We start from the raw sequence: 16,073 nt of genomic DNA, 5'->3' as shown, positions 1-16,073 counted from the left end.
CTTTCCCGCCCCATGTACACAAACTAGTTTATTTTATAAACCACTTTTATTGGCAGAGTGCGAAATGTTTGTCGCCGGATCGTGTCTCCGGGTGAAGACGCACCGATAACGTCCTGTGAAATATAGGCTTTCAATCAGGCCCGAGCTAAACCCTGTTTCGCAGCGCCTCGCCCGACGTATCTGACAAAGAAAAACCCCCGGGGCCGGGCCCCGGGGGTTCGTCTCAGTGAAAAAGTCTGACCTAGCCGCCGAAGGTGTAGCGGAAGCCGAACTGGGCTTGCCAACCATACTCTTCGTACTGCGAGCTCAGCTCACGACCGCCATCGCGGAAAGCCGCACGGAACGGTTCGTCGAAAGCGTTCTTGTAGTCAAAGTAGAGGCGGAAATTCTCGGTCAGGTCGTATTTGGCCGAGAAGTCGAACTGGGTGTGATCCAGGATCAGGCGATCCTCGGCGGCTTCATCGCCCAGCTCGTCGATATACTCGTCGCGATAAGACACCGCAGCGCGCAGATCCAGACGGCCATCGTCATAGCCCAGGATCAGGTTCGCCACGTTCTGCGACTGCAGCGGCAGGGTCACTTCACGGCCATCAGCCAGCGTAGCCTCGGAGTCCACATAGGTGTAGTTCGCGCCCACAATCGTGTGCTGCAGCAGGCCCGGCAGCATGGTCAGCGCCTGCTGGTAGTTCAGCTCGATGCCGGTCAGGCTGGCGTCTTCGAGGTTGATGTAGGTCGTGGCTTCTTCAAGCGCCACGCCATTGATCACCGTGTTTTCGTAGACAACCTGCGCGATGAAGTTGTCGATCGACTTGTAGAACACGCCTGCAGACAGGACCGAATCCTCGGTCGGGTAGAATTCCAGCGCCAGATCGAAGTTCTGCGCTTCCTGACGTTCGAGATCGGGGTTGCCGGCCTCAGCTTCCACTTCACCTTCGTCATTTTCTTCAAAAGCGAGGCGCGGAGCGGCCTGAGCCAGGTTCGGACGGGCGATCGAAGCGTAGTAGGCCGCACGCACGATCATGTTGTCCGAGGCTTCGTAGCGGAGGTTCAGGCTGGGCAGCCAATCGGTGTAGGAGTTTTCGGCCGTAACCGCGCGACGGTAGACGCGATCGCCTTCGATCACCGTTTCATCGTCGCCCGCGTCGTATTCGACATCAATGTCGCTCGCCAGTAGCTCCGCGCCGGTCAGAGCCGGCGCAATGTAGCTTTCAAACGCGCCGGTCACATCGCCGTCGATCGCGGTGTCGATTTCCTGCTCGAGAATTTCGAAGCCGTGGGCGTCATACTGGGTGTCTTCAACGCGCAGACCGCCCACCAGACGCAGGCGATTGATATCCACCGAGCCCATCAGATAGGCCGAGAACACGTCTTCCTCGGCGCCGTAATTGTCGGCGTTGGAAGCCACTGCCGTGTCGATATCGTTGAGCTCGAAGTCACCGCGATTGGCAAAGAAGAACTCGCGCAGTGCGCCGGCATCCACAGCCGGGCCGAAATTGGTCGCCAGCGGATATTCCACAGAGGTCTGAAACTGGCTCAGCAGCAGGTCCGGACCGTCAAAGCCGTCATAGATCAGCGTGGTGGCGTCATAGGACTTTTCACGCGTGCGGTATTGAACGCCAGACTGGATGAAGCCGAAATAGGAGCCAAAGTTCATCTCGCGACGTGCGTTGAACTCTGCGGACCATTCTTCATCCTTTGCGACGCCGTCGAGGAATTCGAGCGCATCAAACTCGTAGGAGTCCGCGTCGAAATAGGCCTGCTCGGCGATCGCATCGCCAAAGATCACTTGCGGGATCTGGGCGTCGGTAACATTGACGCCGAAAATGCCCTCATCGAACTTGGCGCGGAATCCGGAGTCGATCCGGTTCGGCTCAGCCTCTTCGGCATAGGCGTATGCGAGCTGGTAATCGAGCGTCCAGGGACCCGCGAAGGTCTCGCCGCCCACGGCGATGGCGTAGATGGTCTGCTCTTCCAGACGATCCTTGATGTCGCGATCGACCTCGAACTCGTCGCCCGTGGACGCGTCAAAGAAAGCGCCATTGCCCGATGACAGGGCGTCGGCATAGTCCGGATCCTCGAACTTGTTCTCGATCCGGTTGCGATATTCCTGATCGGTAAAGTCCGAATACGTCGTGCGCAGGAAGAGGTTGGTGCTCTCGTTCAGATCATAGTCGAGATTGAACACCACCGAGGTGCGCTCCCGCGTGACGTCGTAATTGCGGTTCTCGAACTCTTCAGGGAACGGCACGCTCTCGTCGGTGTTCCAGGTCCCGTCAACTTCGGCGTTTTCAGACCCGAAGGAGCGCTCCTGATCGGAAATGGACAGCGCCACTCCAAGACGATCATTGAAGAACTTGTCGGCGAAGGTCAGAGAGCCACGATAGCCGTACTCTTCCACCACATCAGCATAGATGCCGCGCAGGCGGAACTGCAGCAGGCGCTCGTCCTGATCCAGACCCGACAGGGTCTCGATCTCGATATTGCCGCCAATGGTGTCGCCCGGCATGTCCGGAGTCAGCGATTTGGAGATGACGATCGAGGACAGGACGTCGGAATCGATCACATCAAGCGGCACCTGACGGTTGTCCGCTTCCGGGGACGGCAGGCGTACGCCGTTCACCGTGGTGGTGTTCAGGTTCGGGTCGATGCCGCGAATGGAGACGAAGCGGCCTTCGCCCTGGTCGTTGAGCACGTTGATGCCGGCGATGCGGCGCGCGGCTTCAGCGACGTTCTCGTCGGGCAGACGATCCACGGCGTCGGCAGACAGCACCGAGATCAGGCCGTCGGCGGCGCGTTGACGGTTCAGCGCGCTGGTCAGCTGACCGCGCTGGCCGATGATCAGGATGTTGTCCTCGACCGCCACATCCGCGCCGAGCACGAAATTAGTCTCGACCGCTGCGTCCGCGCTGATCAGCGTGACTTCGCGGGTCTGGGCGTCGGCGCCGAGATAATCGACCACGAGGGTGAAATCGCCCGCCGGCACATTGCCGAGGCGGAAAGACCCGTCGCGGGAGGTGGTCACGGTCTGGCCGGTTTCAGAAATACGCACGATCGCGCCCTGAAGGCCGACAGAGCCGGTCGCTTCGGTAACGCGGCCGGTGATCTCGCCAGCTTGGGCTGCGCCTGCAGCCAGAGCCGCCAGTGACACCGCGCCAAGCAAAGTGGTCATACGCTTCATCTCGAAATCCCCCGATGAGCAAAGCCGGAATAAACAAAGAGCGCCCTGAGGCGCGTATACGGGGGGCTTATGAAGAGCCGAGGCGACAGTTTCGTGTCGGCTTGGACACCGCTTTGTGTCGACTGAATGTATGCAAGATGACAGCGGCGGCTGCGCTCTTGTTCGAACCGGGCTTATGCCGTTATGCAAAGCGCCAGTTGAGCTGTTCACATGTGATCCAGGGGGGTGCGTCATGCGCGCAACACTTACGACACTCTTTGTTTTATCGCTGGCGGGCGGGCTGAGCGCCTGCGCCGAAGAAGCGGGCCCTGTCCTGCCGCGCGTCTCTGTTCCGGCGAGCCTTGAAACCGCCGCAGTCGCGGGCGCAGGCGATGCGGCGGACGATCCCGCATTCTGGCGCGCTGAAGACCCGGCCCGGTCGCGCATTCTTGGCACCGACAAGAAGAGCGGTCTCTACGTCTACACGCTCGATGGCGCGACCGCCCAATACCTGCCCGCAGGCCGTATGAACAATGTGGATGTGCGCTATGGCTTCCAGACCGGCGAGCTGACCGTCGACATCGCTGTCGCTTCGGACCGCACCAATATCGCCATGGCCGTGTTCTTCATTGACCCGGCGACCGGTGAGGTCAGCCCCGCTCCGGGTGATGTGCTACCGCTCGATTTTGTCGACCCTTATGGTCTGTGCCTCTATCAACGCCCGTCCGACAACGCCCTGTTCGCCTTTGTCACCGAGGACGATACCGGCCGTGCAACCCAGCAGCGCCTGTGGTTTGAAGACGGCGCCATGCGCAGCGAAACCGTTCGCACTTTCGAGATCGGCTCCATTGCAGAGGGCTGCGCCGTCGATGACGAAGCCGGCAAGCTCTATGTCGCTGAAGAGAACGTCGCGGTCTGGGTCTATGACGTCGATCCTGCGACCGGCGATGCGCGCACCAAGCTCGCCGACGTCAATTCCGACAGCCTGGTGGCCGATGCCGAGGGCGTCGCGCTCTGGCCGCAGGCTGACGCCGCCCCCTGGCTCGTCGTCTCCAGCCAGGGCGACAGCGCCTATGCCGTATTCGATACCGCCGACAACAGCCTGATCGGCCGCTTCGAGGTGAATGGCGGCGAGATCGACCGTACCAGTGAAACCGATGGCATCGATGTTCACGCCCTGCCCCTTCCGGGCCATCCCGAGGGCGTTTTCCTTGCTCAGGATGATGAGGAAGACAGCGGCGGACAGAACTTCAAAGTCACCGATCTGGCGTCCATCCGCGCAGCTCTGACACAAGCTTCTGAATAAGCATTCGCCGGGGTGACGCCCGCGTCATCCCGGCGTATTTTGCGCCTTCGTGTCCCCGTAGCTCAGCAGGATAGAGCATCAGATTCCTAATCTGAGGGCCACTGGTTCGAATCCAGTCGGGGACACCATTCCGGAGTGCTGCGAGCCCCGGCTGATACGCTTCCCCCAATGACGGCAAGATTAAAAGATCGCAACTCTTGTTTTCGCCTCTGTAACACCCGTGTTCTGGCGCCTATAGTGCTCAATATTCACTAATTCTGATGAGTCTTTTCAGGCCTGATCAGACCTTACGCCTTCCTGCAAACGCCTCTCACCTACAACCAAAATTCATCAAACCGTTAAATAAAGGCTTTTCAGGCAAACAGGGGCGCTCTAGCGTTAGCATGGACAAAAATTTAGGTTCGGGGGAAAGCATGGCGACGGGCAACCCTCAACCGGCCCTGCTGCTGGTTGAAGACGATGATCAGGAAGCTTTTCTCTTTGAAAAAATGCTGCGGGAAGAAGCGGGCGCAGCCTCCATCGATCGAGCCATAAAAGGCGAGCAGGCTCTGGAGTTTATCCGCGCCAATCCCCACTATGACTGCGTCGTCCTGGACCTGAAACTCTCTGGCGAGGATGGTGTCTGGGTTCTGGAGCAGATCTCCGGCGACAAAACCCTCTCTCACATCCCGGTCATCGTGTTTTCCGGCGACTCAGAACGGCTTCAACAGGTCTGTTCGCGCTACGACAATGTCGTATCCTCCGTACGCAAACCTGAAACGCTGGAACAGTATCGCGCCGCCCTCACCATTGTGATGGCGATTCTGCAGGCAGCCGTGAACGTCGCCTGAGACCAGACGTCCGCGACGCTTGCTCCACGTCCTTAACTGTTTAAGCTTCCGGGAAAACCATCCGGGAGGACAGAGCCGTGGATCTCAACGGTAAAATCGCAATCGTCACAGGCGGCGCCAGCGGCATCGGCAAGGCGTGCGCCAAGGCCTTTCACGACAAGGGCGCGAAGGTCGTCATTGCAGACCTGAACGCAGACTCTGCGGCCAAGGCCGGCGCCGAGTTCGGCGGCTTCGGCCAAGGCATCGACGTGACCAATGAGGCTGCGCTGGCGCGTCTGATCAATCGGGTCGAACGCGAGCTGGGCCCGGTCGACATCTTCATGTCCAATGCCGGCATCGGTGTGTCCGACGGCCCGCTCTGGGGGGCAGGCGACGCCCCCACCCCGTCCTGGGATGCGTGCTGGCAGGTCAATGTGATGGCGAGCGTGTTCGCGGCGCGTCTGCTGGCGAAATCCATGGCCAGCCGCCATGGACACTTCATCATCACCGCGTCGGCCGCCGGCCTTCTCAACCAGATCGGCGATGCGCCCTATTCCGCCACCAAGGCGGCGGCGGTGTCCTTTGCCGAAAGCCTCGCCATCACTCATGGCGATGACGGTTTGAAGGTTCAGTGCCTGTGTCCGGAAGGTGTGAACACCCCGCTGGTGAAGGGCATTGAGGGCGGCGCGCAAGGGTTGAGCGGCTATCTCGAGCCTGAGGACGTGGCGCAAACCCTTCTCAAGGCGATGGAGGAAAACCGCTTCATGGTGACGACCCACGAACAGACCGCTGGCTATGCCGCCATGAAAGGCGCCGAGCGTGATCGTTGGGTGGGCGGCATGCGCAAGCTGCGCCGTATGCTGGTCGAGGCCAATAACGGCCGCCCGCTTTAAAAAAAACCAAGGGGGCGGCCTTCGGGCCGCTCTATGCGTTCAGGGCGATAACGCCGCACTGGCCGCCGAAATGCCCCGCATGCCCGTCCCGCGCCGCCCGGCGGCAGGAGAAGAACCGGCCTTCCTCGGCGAAGGTGCAGGTCTTGATCCAGCTGATGTTTGCAGCGGGAATGCCAGAGGCGATCAGCTGCCGCCGGGCGCCTTCAGAGACATTCAGGCCCGCCCCGCCTCCAGCATCGCGAGGCAGGATGAATGTGTCATCCAATGGGCCGAACAGCGCCTCGAACTGGTCCAGCACTTCCGGTCCAACCCGGTAATTCTCTGCGCTCACGGCCGGGCCGATCACCGCCTGAAGCGTTTCGGTTCGCACGCCATATGCCTCGGACAAAGCGCGAATGGCGGCGGGAATCACTTCTGCCACGACACCGCGCCAGCCTGCATGAATGGCGGCGATGGAGCGGGTTTCACGGTCGTACATCAGCACCGGCGTGCAATCGGCGGTCTGCGCGCACAGCGCCAGCCCCGGTCGGTTTGTGATCAGGGCATCCCCCTCACCCGCCGTCCAGTCGTCAGGGGCTTCATCCACCCGGATCACGGTGTTTCCATGCACCTGTTTGGCGAAGACAGGGCGGGCGCTGAACGCGGCCCCCACACGACGACGGTTTTCCTCAACCGCGGCTTTGTCGTCACCCCGCGACCAGGACAGGTTCAGGCTGGCGTAAGGGACTTGGCTGACCCCGCCTGCGCGTGTGGTGAAGCCGTGACTGACAGTGTCATCGCCAAATCCGTCTGCGCGCAGAATGTCCAGCATGGCGCTACTCCGATAGAAAGCCGACCCGGTCACGTCCGAGATCATAGGCGGCGCGCGCCGCGCTCACATCCGACAATGTCTGTTCCAGCGCGAACCAGTCATCCCGCTCTGCGATCGGCGCCCAGATCGATTCCACCCGCTCAATCGTCATGTGAACGGGCGCAGGCTTGCTGAAACAGGCATGAGACAGGCGCTCAGCCCGAACGGGCGTGCGCTCCAGCAGCTGAGCCTGTACAGCCGCGAATGCGTCCTCGCCGTAGAGTGCGCCTCGTTCCGACCCGAGCGCCCGCTCTTGTGAAGCCTCGCCACAGAACCAGTCAAAGAACAGCGCCTCGAACGGGATTTCGAGCTCCCGACTGGCGTTGAGAAGGCCACTGACCAGCGCGCCATCACTGTCATCGCCCTTGGGCTCGACCCCCAGACGGTGATGGAAGGCGGTGATGATCTCGCGCTTGTAATGACCGGGATAGGCTTCCAGCACTGAGATCAGGGCGTCCTGATCCCCGACCAGACTCAGCGCGCCGGCCAGTTGCTGGAGCGCCCAGAACACGCTTTCGGGCTGGCGGGCATAGGCATACAGCCCCTGCTCGTCAAAATAGGCTGCGGTGAAGCCGGGCTCGAAATGCGGCAGGAACCGCCAGGGGCCATAGTCAAAGCTCTCCCCGGTCACCACCAGATTGTCTGTGTTGAGAACGCCATGAACAAAGCCCGCCGCCATCCATTGCGCGGCGAGACGGGCGGATCGTCGGGAGACGGCCTCAAGAAGGGCGGCGGCCCGGTCCCCTTCGATATCAGCCGCTTCCGGAACGAGGTGCGCGATCGCATACTCGACCAGCTCACCGATGAGGTCGGGACGTTCGAAATAGGCGTGCCGCTGAAACACCCCAAACCGCAAATGGGAGTGCTGCAGCCGGGTCAGAACCGCGGACCGCGTCGGAGACGGTTCGTCGCCGCGATGAAGCTGCTCGCCGGTCTCGTAAACGGCAAAGGTCTTGGAGGTGTAAACGCCCAAGGCTTCCAGCATTTCTGACGCCAGAACTTCCCGCACAGCGCCCTTCAGGGTCAGGCGGCCATCGCCTGAGCGCGAATACGGTGTCTGGCCAGACCCCTTGGTGCCCAGGTCCAGCAACCGATCATGCCGGTCGCGCAACTGAGCATATAAAAAGCCCCGCCCGTCACCGATCTGCGGGTTGTAAGTGCGAAACTGGTGGCCGTGATAGCGGATGGCTCGGGGAACAGGCTGGTTGTCCGGCAAGGGTTTGAAGCGATGAAAATGCGCCTCGCGCTCGGCCTCATCCAACGCGCCAAGACCGATCTCCTGCGCCCAGCGCTCATTCCACCAGCGCAGGTTCGCTTCCGGAAAACCGGCTGGCTCCACAGGGTCGGAATACGCATCGCCCAAGGCGGCGAAACGCGGGTCCGGGCGGTATCGGGACGTCATGCTCATCCTGCAGAGCTAAGCCCTGCCGCAGCGCCTCACAAGGGTCTGGCTTGAAACGCCTTGTCGAGCGCCTTCGCCGACTCTTCGATCGCCGTTACACAGGCCGGGAACAGGCGGGACATGTTCAGGAAGCCATGGGGCACCATCTTCCACAGCCTGTAGTCCACGCTGACGCCTGACGCGATCATCCGGTCGCGATAGGCCGCGCCCTCATCCAGCAACGGATCCATCTCGGCCGCCAGGATATAGGCGGGCGGCAAGCCTTTGAGATCGTCTGCAAGCAGCGGCGAGATCCGGGTATCCGCCGGATCAGCGTCGCGGATGTAATGCTTGCGGATTTCCTCGAGCGTGAATTCAGACAGAAGCGGACCTTCCTGCCAGCGCGGCCGGTCCTTCTTGGTCTGCAGAAGCTGCATCAGTGGATAGAGCAGAAGCTGGTAGTGCAGCTGGTCCCGACGGTCGCGCGCCACGGTGGCCGCCAGATTGCCGCCCGCCGAATCCCCGCCGACCGCCATGCGCTCGGGGTCAAAGCCATAGGCAGAGAGCTCACCGGCGAGCGCCGCGTCCATCGCCGCGAAGGCATCATCCACGGCAGCCGGGAACGGATGCTCCGGCGCCAGGCGATAATCCACCGAACAGATACGCACCCCGGACACCGCCGCCAGTCGACGGCACAGTGGGTCATGAGATTTCAGCGACCCCACCATGAAACCGCCGCCATGATAGAAGATCAGGCCCGGACCGTGATCAGGCTGCGCGCCATAGGGGATATAGACCCGGGCGGGACGCAGGCTATCACCACCCGCAATCTCGATATCGTGAACTTCCTCAACAGGAGGAGGCGCAACCTCGACCAGCTCTTCCATCCTCGCCATGGCGTCGCGCATGGCGGTGACGGTTTTCTGCGGGTTGAACAGATCGTTCAGGCCCGCCTGATTAATCCATGTGTCGAATAGGGATAAATCGCTCATCGCCTAAAGCTGGGTGAGCCGGGGCATTAGCGCAAGACATACTCTCGTGACAGAGACAGACTTATTGCATCTGGATCGGGCTCTCGCGCTCAATCACACCCGCCAACGCATCCTGGATTTCCCAACGCAGCACGCGCCAGGCGTTCGCGCTTTCATCCTCACCCTTCTGCTCAAGCTCGGTCACCGCCATGTCGGCATAATTGAGCGCCATATCCCCGTGACGATCCACCAGCGTGAAAGCAATGGCGCGAATATCAAGCGGGGTGATGCGGGACTGACGTTGGGCAGGCATGGACGGCTCCTTGAGGGGTTCGCCAGCCGTCCTGCAAAGGGCTTGCCGAAACAGGTCCCTTGTAAATCAATTGTTTAGTATAATTCCAGCGCGCACAGACTGAGTCAGGACTGCCCTTGGGTCGTTTTTGCCGGGCGTTTCGAGCCGGGGGCGTAACCGCCCTCTTGCAGAAACTTCGTCTCTTCGGGCCGGGGCGTCCGCCCCAGCACCGCATTCCGATGAGGGAAACGGGCAAAGCGGGCGATCACATCCATATGCGCGCGGGCATGGCGGGTGTTCTCGCTGTCAGGTCCAAGCCGCTCTTCGCACATCAGCACGGACAGGGCCTGATCCTCGATATCCTCGGAATGGGAGAAAGGCAGATACACAAAGGCGCGGCGCTCTTTGGGCAGGGCCCAGTCAAAGCCCGCCTCCAGCATGCACATCGCCGCTTCCCGGCTGAGAGGGTCAAGCGCAAACGCCGCATTGGAGCCGCGCCAGACATTGCGCGGGGCCTGGTCGAGCAGAATGACCAGGGCCAGCGCACTCTCAGGTTCCACCAGCCAGGGATGTCCCTGAACCGACCGCGTCTGCAAAAAGCTGTGACAGGCCGGCCCAAGCTTGCGGCGCACCCGGGCGTCAAACGCCGGGTTCACGTCAAACCAGGCCTGGGGACCGGCCTCTTCAAACCAGAAGTCCAGAATGTCTTCCGGCAGCAGCGTCATGATCAGACCCGCTTCTCACCCGAAATGATCTGGGCGCGAATCTCCGCAGTCAGCGGCACATAGGCGTTCGCATCCGGATCATCAAAATAGACCGGCTCGGAGATCAGCTCCGGATCCCAGCCCTGCTTCACCAGATCGGTCTTCTTCAGCTTGAAGGTGCCGGTGGTGTTCTCGTCCTGGGTTTCCTTGCTCAGACGCAGGAAGAGCGGGCGTGCATAATGCGGCAACTCGTTATGGACGTGCGCATGCAGGGCCTGAAGGTCGAACCCCTCCTCGGTGACAAGGGCGACCATGCCGGCCTTGCCCGAATAGTCCGCCACTTCCACGCCATAGACATTGGCCTGAACGACTTTCTCGTGGGTGCCGAAGACTTCTGCGACTTCGTTGGTGGAGACGTTCTCGGACTTCCAGCGGAAGGTGTCGCCCACCCGGTCGATGAAGTAAAAATAGCCCTGGGCGTCGCGCTTCATCAGGTCGCCGGTGCGGAAGTAGACATCGCCCTCGGAGAAGACATCGCGCAGGATCTTCTTCTTGGTGGCTTCTTCATCGCCATAGCCGTCAAAGCGATAGCGGGCGTCATCGGCGCGGATTTCACCAATCGCCTCGCCAACCTCGCCCGGCTTGCACTCGATGCAGCGGCCCTGGGCGTCGCGGATCGGAGCTTCCTCGTCCATGTCGAACTTGACGAGCTTGATGTTGAAACGCTTGGACAGGTGCGGCGGCACGCGCCCAATCGCGCCTTGCTTGGAATCCAGGTTGATCAGGCCGACATTGCCCTCGGTCGCGCCATAAAATTCCATGATGCGCGGAATGCCGGACCGCTCGACAAAGCGCGGCCACACATCCGGACGCAGACCATTGCCGATCGCAATGCGGATCTTGTGCTTCTTCTCCCACTCATTGGGTTCGGCGGCGACCAGGAAGCGGCACAGCTCGCCCACATACATCAGCATGGTCGCGCCGGTGTCTGCGGCGTCTTTCCAGAAGCGGGTGGCGGAGAATTTCTTGCGCACGATGACCGCGCCGCCAAAAGACAGCGCCGCGCCAACACCGCACAGGCCGCCCGTGGCGTGGTACATGGGCAGCACCATCATCATGCGGTCTTCCTTGCTGGAATGACCGGCAACGCCGAAGACCTGCAGGTAATAGAGGGCGCGGGTGTGCGCCACGATGGCTGCTTTCGGCAGGCCCGTGGTGCCCGAGGTGTACATCTTCATGCACGGATCAGAGGCTTTGAGGTGCGCCCGGTGGGAGCGGTCCGGGCGAACATCGGACTGGCCCGACAGCGCAGCATCAAAGTCCTGACCGCCCGGCGCCTTGGCGTGTTTGCCATCGCTGACCCACGGGATGAGCTTGCAGTTGATCAGCGCGCAGGCGCTTTCATACTGCTCGGCCAGCTCGCCCTCGACGATCACGTGCTGGGCTTCGGACACATCAATGCAGTGCGCCAGAGAATGGCCGGTGATCTGGTTGTTCAGAAGCGCGCCCATAATGCCGACCTTAGACAGGCCGAACCAGATCGCCACGTATTCCCAGCGGTTCGCCATATAAAGCGCGACAGTGTCGCCAGGCTTCACGCCCTGCGCGAGCGCCCAGTTCGCCACCCGGTTCGCATAGCGGTCAAACTGCGCATAGCTGATCTCCACACCGCTCTCGGTAATGAAGGCCGTCCGCTGCGCATGCTTGTCGACGCTGTCTTCAAACAGGTCTGGCGTCAGATATTCGGAGTCCGGGGTGATCTTCTTGAGCGCGCCCAGCATGCGCGCCAACTGCGTTGTGTAATACCACTCGCGACGGATCGTCGACCACAAGCCCATATCATAATCCTCCCTCGTACCCGCCGCCGGCGGTTTAGTTGAGGGGGACAGTACGGCTCGAAAACGTCCGGTCAAGTTCGGCTCGGCATGTCAGAGGCGCATTTTTCAACCGAGAATGCGTTGCAGTGCAGCAAGATTGAGAATATGACCACATAAGTGACTGAGTCAGATTCAATAAACGCGACACATCGCTCAGAACCATTGAATAGGTCTAAAATTATGAACTGGGGAAAAGAGCTTAGAGCTTTCCGTCAGCGCACCGGCTTGAAGCAGGAAGCTGCCGCTCATCTGCTTGGCGTCAGCCAGGCGTATGTCTCCCGACTCGAGAATTCCACGGCTTCGCCGTCAACGCAGCTGGAAACCAAGCTGGAGCGCCTGCTTCAGGAGCCCGAGCACCGTCCGCTGTTCGAGCACTTCCGCACCACGATCAGCCATTCTCCGCACCTGATCAGCATGCTGGCTGAAGTCGACGGCAAGATCATCGTCGACACCGTCAGCGAAGCGCTGCGTGATCACGGCACGCCGTTCCACCTCCTCACACCCGGTGAAGTTCTGGAATCACAGAATTCGGACGTCATCGAGATTCTGGACGCGTTTCTGGATCTGGGCGCCTTTTCGGGGCGCATCGCCTCCATGCAGGTGACCTGGACCTACGATCATGAAGGCGATCCGGTGTCACACTGGCGGACCACGGAAATCCCCGTGCGGGACGACGCCGGTCGCTGGTATCTGCATGGCGCGCACGTGCAGATCACAACCGAGGAAAAAGAACAGCTCCTCAAGGACTGGGATGGTCCGATCAAGGTTCGCACCTTCGCCGATGACGAAGCGGGAGACACGCCCAGCCCGGCCAACGACACCGAAGCGGCCTGATCCAAGCCAACGCTTGATGCAAAACAGCCCGGACCTCAGGTCCGGGCTGTTTTGTTTCCAACCGTGATCAAACGATCAGAACGCTTCATCCGAGCTGCCGGTGTCCCCGGTGTCGCTCAGCGCCAGCTCATGCCACATGGCGTTGAGGATGGCGAAGGCGCAGGCCAGTCCAAGGCCCAGAATCCAAGTGAAATACCACATCGTCTGTTCTCCTTGTCCTAGTAGTAATCGCCGCTCTCGACCTGTTCGGTCGTGACCCGGCCCCACATTACCTTGAACGCCCAGGCCGTGTAGGCGAGCACGATCGGCAGGAAGATCGCCGTCACGATCAGCATGACGAACAGCGTCGTATGACTGGAAGAGGCGTTCCACACTGTCAGCGAGGCATTGGGATCAATGCTCGAAGGCAGGATGAACGGGAACATCGACAGCCCCACGGTCGAGATGATGCCCACCACCGACAGCTTGGAGCCGATGAAGGTCAACGCCTCCGAATTGGAGCGCAGGCCAAACAGCGCCAGCACAGCCCCGCCAAAGCCCAGCACCGGGGCCAGGATCATCCACGGATAGCGGCCATAATTGGCAAGCCAGGCGCCGCCTTCGCGCACGGTTTCCGTCAGACGCGGATTGGCCGGGCCATCGGGTGCGACGGTGTTGGTGACTTGATAGCCCAGATCCCCGAACGCCACCCAGGCGCCCGCCAGTGCGAACAACGCAATGGACGCGAAGGCGAAGATCGGCGCAAAGGTGCGCGCGCGATCACGAACCGGGCCGTACTCGGCTTTCATCGACAACCAGGCCGCGCCGTGCAGGAACAGCATGGTCACGCTCAGAAGGCCGCACAGCAGGGCGAACGGATTGAGCAGGCCGAAGAAATTGCCATCCCAGAAGATGCGCATGTCGTCATTCATCCGGAAAGGCGCGCCGACCAGCACATTGCCCACCGCGACACCAAAGATCAGCGCCGGAACGAAACCGCCGATGAACAGCGCCCAGTCCCAGAAGCTGCGCCAGCGCGGGTCATTGCGCTTGGAGCGATACTTGAAGCCCACGGGACGCAGGATCAGCGCTGCCAGCACCACGAACATCGCCAGATAGAAGGACGAGAACGAGACGGCATAGACCAGAGGCCAGGCCGCGAAGATCGCGCCCCCGCCCAGGATCAGCCAGACCTGATTGCCTTCCCAGGTCGGGCCGACCGTGTTGATGGCGATACGGCGCTCGGTGTCAGTCCGGGCGACGAAGGGCAGAAGCCCCGCCACACCCAGATCGAAACCGTCGGTGACTGCGAAGCCGATCAGCAGCACGCCCAGAAGCGCCCACCAGATCACCCGCAAAAGTTCGTATGACAGAGGAATGTCCATTGTCGCTCCTCCCTATTCAGCCGGCAGCGGTTCGAAACCGCCCTGGCGTTTCAGGGATGATCCGTGCGCCGGCCCGTCAGGATAGGGACCGCGGCGGATGTATTTGATCATCAGGGTGACCTCGACCACGGCCAGCGCACCATAAAGCGCGGTGAAGCCGACAATGGTCAGGATCATCTGGGTGGGATGAAGGCTCGACACCCCTTCAAAGGTCGGCAGCACGCCTTCAATGATCCAGGGTTGGCGACCGTATTCGGCCAGAAGCCAGCCCAGCTCGGCGGCCACCCAGGGCAGCGGCAGCGAGACCAGCGCCAGTTTCAGGAACCAGCGGGTTTCATGCTTGCGCAGCGAGCTCAGCACGAAAGCCGTTCCGAACAGGGCGATGAAGTAAAAGCCCAGCCCGGCCATGAAGCGGAAGCTCCAGAACATCACCGCCACATTGGGGATGGTGTCCATGGCGGCCTGTGCGATCTGCTCGGGGCTCGCCTCGCGCGGATCCTCGACATAGCGACGCAACAGCATGGCGTAGCCAAGATCGAACTTGGCTTCCTCGAACCGGGTGCGCGCCTCGGCGTCTTCGGGATTGTCGCGCAGACGCATCATCGCGTCATACGCCTGGACCCCGTTCTCGATGCGGGTCTCGGCATGGGCGACCAGCGGAAGAATGCCTTCAACCTCGGTATCAAGCGACCGCGTTGCGATCAGACCCAGCACCCAGGGAATCTCGATGGCGTGCTCGGTTTCATGGGTTTCGCGATTGGGAAAACCGACCACCGTCAGGGGCGCAGGCGCCTCTTCGGTGTGCCACATGGCTTCAAGGGCGGCGAGTTTCATCTTCTGGTTATCGGTGAGGGCGTAGCCGCTCTCATCACCCAGAACCACCGCCGACAGGGCCCCCGCCAGACCGAAGGCGGCCGCAACCGTCATCGAACGTTTGGCGAAACCGACAAAGCGCCGGTTCAGAAGGAAGAAGGCCGAAACGCCCAGAACGAACAGCGCGCCCGTCACATAACCGGCCGAGACCGTGTGCACGAACTTCGCCTGCGCCACCGGGTTGAACAGCACCGCCATGAAGTCGGTGACTTCCATGCGCATGGTGTCGGGGTTGAATTCAGACCCGACCGGGTTCTGCATCCAGCCATTGGCGATCAGGATCCACAGCGCGGACAGGTTTGTGGCGATCGCCATGAACCAGGTCGCCGCCAGATGGCCCAGCTTGCTCATCCGGTCCCAGCCAAAGAAGAACAGGCCGACCAGCGTGGCTTCCAGGAAGAAGGCCATCAGGCCCTCAATGGCGAGCGGCGCGCCGAAAATATCGCCCACATAATGGGAGTAATAGGACCAGTTCATGCCGAACTGGAATTCCATCGTGATCCCGGTGGACACGCCCAGCACGAAATTGATGCCGAACAGCGTGCCCCAGAACTTCGTCATGTCCCGCCACACCTGACGGCCTGTCATCACATAAACGCTCTCCATGATGGCGAGGATGATGGACAGTCCAAGTGTGAGCGGTACAAAGAGGAAGTGATACATGGCTGTCAGCGCGAATTGCCAGCGCGACAGCTCCACAACGGTCATGTCGACCATTTCACCCTCCAATGCCAAAAGGCAGCGGTTAAAAGAGTACGCCCT

The 16,073-nt window shown here is 61.0% G+C and carries 14 protein-coding genes and 1 tRNA gene; 5 read left to right on the top strand and 10 right to left on the bottom strand.

The window, feature by feature from the left end; genetic code table 11:
* Positions 1-241 precede the first annotated feature (241 nt).
* Complete coding sequence (locus tag ACFELO_RS02305; RefSeq protein ID WP_440958961.1) at positions 242-3,169, bottom strand: TonB-dependent receptor; 2,928 nt, start codon at positions 3,167-3,169, stop codon at positions 242-244.
* 241 nt (positions 3,170-3,410) lie between these two features.
* Here ACFELO_RS02305 and ACFELO_RS02300 point away from each other — a divergent pair, with 241 nt between their 5' ends.
* From ACFELO_RS02300 to ACFELO_RS02285, 4 genes are all read left to right on the top strand, one after another.
* The gene (locus ACFELO_RS02300; RefSeq protein WP_440958960.1) at positions 3,411-4,463 is read left to right on the top strand and encodes a phytase; all 1,053 of its coding nucleotides are present in this window, start codon (positions 3,411-3,413) and stop codon (positions 4,461-4,463) included.
* A gap of 51 nt (positions 4,464-4,514) precedes the next feature.
* Positions 4,515-4,591, top strand: a tRNA-Arg gene (locus ACFELO_RS02295).
* Positions 4,592-4,876: 285 nt separating this feature from the next.
* Positions 4,877-5,293 carry a response regulator gene (locus tag ACFELO_RS02290; RefSeq protein WP_440958959.1) on the top strand — a complete coding sequence of 139 codons (417 nt, stop codon included), beginning with the start codon at positions 4,877-4,879 and terminating at the stop codon, positions 5,291-5,293.
* A 77-nt stretch (positions 5,294-5,370) separates the two neighbouring features.
* Positions 5,371-6,165 carry an SDR family NAD(P)-dependent oxidoreductase gene (locus ACFELO_RS02285; protein WP_440958958.1) on the top strand — a complete coding sequence of 265 codons (795 nt, stop codon included), beginning with the start codon at positions 5,371-5,373 and terminating at the stop codon, positions 6,163-6,165.
* A 31-nt stretch (positions 6,166-6,196) separates the two neighbouring features.
* Here the strand turns inward: ACFELO_RS02285 and pgeF are convergent, their stop codons facing one another.
* The 6 genes from pgeF to ACFELO_RS02255 form a co-directional block, all read right to left on the bottom strand.
* On the bottom strand, positions 6,197-6,976 hold the full coding sequence (pgeF, locus tag ACFELO_RS02280; protein WP_440958957.1) for a peptidoglycan editing factor PgeF: 780 nt from the start codon (positions 6,974-6,976) through the stop codon (positions 6,197-6,199).
* Between the two features lie 4 nt (positions 6,977-6,980).
* A complete protein-coding gene (locus tag ACFELO_RS02275; protein ID WP_440958956.1) occupies positions 6,981-8,423 on the bottom strand; it encodes a protein adenylyltransferase SelO family protein in 1,443 nt (480 codons plus the stop codon).
* 29 nt (positions 8,424-8,452) lie between these two features.
* Positions 8,453-9,388, bottom strand: coding sequence for an alpha/beta hydrolase (locus ACFELO_RS02270; RefSeq protein ID WP_440958955.1), 936 nt, complete (start codon positions 9,386-9,388; stop codon positions 8,453-8,455).
* Between the two features lie 61 nt (positions 9,389-9,449).
* On the bottom strand, positions 9,450-9,680 hold the full coding sequence (locus tag ACFELO_RS02265; protein WP_440958954.1) for a hypothetical protein: 231 nt from the start codon (positions 9,678-9,680) through the stop codon (positions 9,450-9,452).
* A 104-nt stretch (positions 9,681-9,784) separates the two neighbouring features.
* The gene (locus ACFELO_RS02260) at positions 9,785-10,384 is read right to left on the bottom strand and encodes a DUF924 family protein (RefSeq protein ID WP_440958953.1); all 600 of its coding nucleotides are present in this window, start codon (positions 10,382-10,384) and stop codon (positions 9,785-9,787) included.
* A gap of 2 nt (positions 10,385-10,386) precedes the next feature.
* On the bottom strand, positions 10,387-12,201 hold the full coding sequence (locus ACFELO_RS02255) for a long-chain-acyl-CoA synthetase (protein ID WP_440958952.1): 1,815 nt from the start codon (positions 12,199-12,201) through the stop codon (positions 10,387-10,389).
* 219 nt (positions 12,202-12,420) lie between these two features.
* Between ACFELO_RS02255 and ACFELO_RS02250 the strand changes: the two genes are divergently transcribed.
* Positions 12,421-13,074: a helix-turn-helix domain-containing protein gene (locus tag ACFELO_RS02250; RefSeq protein ID WP_440958951.1), complete on the top strand. Its 654-nt coding sequence runs from the start codon at positions 12,421-12,423 to the stop codon at positions 13,072-13,074.
* Positions 13,075-13,149: 75 nt separating this feature from the next.
* On the opposite strand, the gene cydX is transcribed toward ACFELO_RS02250, so the two are convergent.
* Genes cydX through ACFELO_RS02235 form a run of 3 tightly spaced genes read right to left on the bottom strand, consistent with a single transcriptional unit; the run spans position 13,150 to position 16,028 of the window.
* Positions 13,150-13,275: a cytochrome bd-I oxidase subunit CydX gene (gene cydX, locus ACFELO_RS02245; protein WP_009801810.1), complete on the bottom strand. Its 126-nt coding sequence runs from the start codon at positions 13,273-13,275 to the stop codon at positions 13,150-13,152.
* 17 nt (positions 13,276-13,292) lie between these two features.
* Positions 13,293-14,438, bottom strand: coding sequence for a cytochrome d ubiquinol oxidase subunit II (gene cydB, locus ACFELO_RS02240; RefSeq protein ID WP_440958950.1), 1,146 nt, complete (start codon positions 14,436-14,438; stop codon positions 13,293-13,295).
* A 12-nt stretch (positions 14,439-14,450) separates the two neighbouring features.
* Positions 14,451-16,028, bottom strand: coding sequence for a cytochrome ubiquinol oxidase subunit I (locus ACFELO_RS02235; protein WP_440958949.1), 1,578 nt, complete (start codon positions 16,026-16,028; stop codon positions 14,451-14,453).
* Between the last annotated feature and the right edge of the window lie 45 nt (positions 16,029-16,073).

This window comes from Oceanicaulis sp. LC35 (assembly GCF_052055585.1).
In the GTDB taxonomy this organism is placed as follows: Bacteria; Pseudomonadota; Alphaproteobacteria; order Caulobacterales; family Maricaulaceae; genus Oceanicaulis.
Note: the sequence above shows the minus strand (reverse complement) of the source record. Positions and strands in the feature narration are given on the sequence as shown.